General features: G+C 64.1%; 3 protein-coding genes and 1 pseudogene. 3 read left to right on the top strand and 1 reads right to left on the bottom strand.

Annotation, left to right across the window (positions count from 1 at the left end):
• The 3 genes from MOV75_RS32870 to MOV75_RS32860 form a co-directional block, all read left to right on the top strand.
• The coding region (locus MOV75_RS32870) for a YdcF family protein (protein ID WP_247007406.1) at positions 1–564 on the top strand (564 nt) is incomplete at its 5' end.
• A 56-nt stretch (positions 565–620) separates the two neighbouring features.
• Positions 621–1403 carry a DUF169 domain-containing protein gene (locus tag MOV75_RS32865; RefSeq protein ID WP_246922406.1) on the top strand — a complete coding sequence of 261 codons (783 nt, stop codon included), beginning with the start codon at positions 621–623 and terminating at the stop codon, positions 1401–1403.
• A 9-nt stretch (positions 1404–1412) separates the two neighbouring features.
• Positions 1413–2597 carry a trans-acting enoyl reductase family protein gene (locus MOV75_RS32860; protein WP_247007405.1) on the top strand — a complete coding sequence of 395 codons (1185 nt, stop codon included), beginning with the start codon at positions 1413–1415 and terminating at the stop codon, positions 2595–2597.
• A 125-nt stretch (positions 2598–2722) separates the two neighbouring features.
• Here MOV75_RS32860 and MOV75_RS42775 read toward each other — a convergent pair.
• Positions 2723–2872: pseudogene (locus tag MOV75_RS42775) on the bottom strand (monooxygenase); the annotation flags it as partial.
• Between the last annotated feature and the right edge of the window lie 104 nt (positions 2873–2976).

The following is a 2976-nucleotide window of genomic DNA, read 5'->3' as shown; positions in this document are numbered from 1 at the left end:
GGCATCATCGTGCTCGGCGGCTCGGTCGACACCGATCTGTCGGCGGCGCATCGCACGCCGGTGGTCGCGCACGCAGCCGATCGTCTGTTTGCGCCGGCCGAGCTCGCACGCCGGTATCCGAATGCGCGCATCGTGTTTACCGGCGGAACCGCGAACCTGGTCTCGACCGACGCCAGGGAAGCCGACTACTCCGCGCCGATCCTGGAAAATCTCGGCATAGCGAAGGAGCGCCTCATCCTGGAACGGAGCTCCCGCAACACCTGGGAGAATGCGATCTTCACCAGGCAGCTGGTGACGCCGAAGCCGGGCGAGCGCTGGCTGCTGGTGACCTCGGCCTTCCACATGCCGCGCTCGATGGGAATCTTCCGCAAGGCCGGATTTGACGTCGAGGCCTATCCCGTGGATTGGCGGATGGGCGGACGTGACGATCTTCTTTCCTTCACCAACATGGGTGCGGACGGGCTGGGCCGAACCGAAGTTGCGGTGCGCGAATGGATCGGCCTCCTGGCTTACCGTCTGATGGGCAGGACCGGCGAGTTGCTTCCGGGCCCCACCAAGGACTAGAACGAGGACCGCAAAACAAGAACACGCGGCGCGCGATCGCCGGTCCGGAGGAAGCCATGCAACAGCAGAATGCAGACAGCATCGATCTCGCCGGCCTCGTCGCCGATCTCAACAGCCTGCTGCGGCTGAAGACGACAGTGATCGGCATGAAGCTGTTCGCGCAAGCGGCGGAGATGGAGGCGATCCCGAAAATCCGGCGGCCGAATGCGATCCACACCACCGACCAGATCGTCTCGATGGCCGCACGGCTGGGCTGGACGGTCGGCATCACCGCCGATGATCTTGTCGGCGCGCAATGCCGCGCGGTGATCGGGCTTGCGCCGCAGGACGAGACATGGCTCGCCGGCGAAAATTATGTCGGGGTCTGGCACGGCACGGCCGAGGACGCGCGCAAGCGCCAGGAGGCGCTGGACGTGGTTCCGTTCGGACAATATCAGGCGCTCGCCGTCAGTCCGCTTGCGAGCGGCCGGCTCGATCCGCCCGACATCTGCCTCGTCTATGCGACGCCCGGGCAGATGATCATCCTGATCAACGGGCTGCAATATACCGGCTACAAGAAGTTCGAATGGGGCGTGGTCGGCGAGACTGCTTGCGCGGATTCGTGGGGCCGGGCGCTCAAGACCGGGGAGCCCAGCCTGTCCTTGCCATGCTATGCCGAACGGCGCTATGGCGGCGTGCCGGACGAGGAAATGCTGATGGCCTTGAAGCCGTCGTATCTCGCCAAGGCGGTTCTGGGCATGAAGGCGCTGGCCAAGAACGGCCTGCGCTATCCGATCCCGCCCTATGGCATTCAAAGCGACGTCCGTGCCGGCATGGGCGTGAGTTACGCGAAGAAGTAAAGGCCGATCATGAGCTCTGCGAAATTCGATATCGTCATCTATGGTGCGACCGGTTTCACCGGCCAGCTCGTCGCCGAGTATCTGACGAGGCACTACAAGACCGACAATTCGCTCAAATGGGCGATGGCAGGCCGTAGCCTCGGCAAGCTGAAATCGGTACGCGATGCGATCGGCGCGCCCGGGAATACGCCGCTGATCGTTGCGGATGCGTCGGACGCAGCCTCGCTGAAGGCGATGGCGGAGCAGACGATGTCGGTGATCACGACGGTCGGTCCGTATCAGCTCTACGGCGAGGAATTGTTAGCTGCCTGCGTCGCCACCGGCACGGATTATTTCGATCTCTGCGGTGAGCCGATCTGGATGCGGCAGATGATCGACAAGTACGAGGCGGCTGCGAAAGAGAGCGGCGCGCGCATCGTGTTTTCCTGCGGTTATGATTCCGTGCCGTTCGAGCTTGGGACCTTCTTCGTGCAGGAAGAGGCCAAGCGGGTGTTCGGCGCGCCGGCGCCGCGCGTGAAGGGCCGCGTGCGCGACATGCGCGGCACGCTGTCGGGCGGCACCGCGGCAAGTGCGAAAGCGACCTTCGATGCGGTCGCCAAGGACCTCAGCCTCGTCGCCATTCTCAACGATCATTTTGCGCTGACGCCGGGCTTCACCGGGCCGAAGCAGCCGAAAGGCAACAGGGCGATCCTGGAGGAGGATCTGCAATCCTGGGCCGCGCCGTTCATGATGGCGCTGATCAACACGCGCAACGTCCATCGCTCCAACATGCTGATGGGCTTTCCCTATGGTCAGGAGTTCGTCTACGACGAGATGGTCCTGACCGGTCCCGGCGAGAAGGGTGAGGCCAACGCCAAGCGCGTGATGGCCGCCAACGCCGAGAAGACCGGCCCGAACGCGCCGAAGCCGGGCGAGGGGCCGTCGAAGGAAGAGCAGGAGAACGGCCGCTTCGATCTGCTGTATGTCGCGATCGCACCCGACGGCCGCATGGTCCGCGCCGGCGTCACCGGCGACCGCGATCCCGGCTACGGCTCGACCTCGAAGATGATCTCCGAATGCGCGATCTGCATGCTCCGCGATACCACGGACGTTCCGGCAGGCTTCTGGACGCCGGGCGCAGCGATGCAGCACAAGCTGATCAAGCGGCTGCGGGACAATGCGGGGCTGACGTTTGAAGTGGAGCAGCAGGCGTAGCTTCCGTAGGGAGTTGCTCCCGCAGGGTGGGCAAAGGCGCAACGCGCCGTGCCCACCGTCTTTCTGTCGTTTAACGTCGCAAGTCGTGGGCACGCTTCGCTTTGCCCACCCTACGGCAGCGGGCGCTACACCGCCCGCGCATCATACGCGTACATGAAGTCCATGCCCTTGGCGCCGAGCGGCAACAGCCATTTCAGCATCTGATTGCGCATCCACGCGCCGGTGGCGCTGAATTCGCGCTTGCTGTTGCCGTTGCGGCGGGCCATCGCGACGACGGCTATGACGATTTCCAGGCGCAGATGGCGGAGTATTTCAAGTCGCCAAACAAGCATCCGCCGACGGTGCCGGAAACCGCGGCCTATTACCGCTCCAAGAACAT

It is taken from the genome of Bradyrhizobium sp. PRIMUS42 (genome assembly GCF_023006515.1).
Classification (GTDB): Bacteria; Pseudomonadota; Alphaproteobacteria; order Rhizobiales; family Xanthobacteraceae; genus Bradyrhizobium.
Note: the sequence above shows the minus strand (reverse complement) of the source record. Positions and strands in the feature narration are given on the sequence as shown.

Excerpts from the sequence above, each read along its gene's own strand:
- MOV75_RS32865 (WP_246922406.1), top strand. The coding sequence starts at position 621 with ATGCAACAGCAGAATGCAGACAGCATCGATCTCGCCGGCCTCGTCGCC.
- MOV75_RS32860 (WP_247007405.1), top strand. The coding sequence starts at position 1,413 with ATGAGCTCTGCGAAATTCGATATCGTCATCTATGGTGCGACCGGTTTC.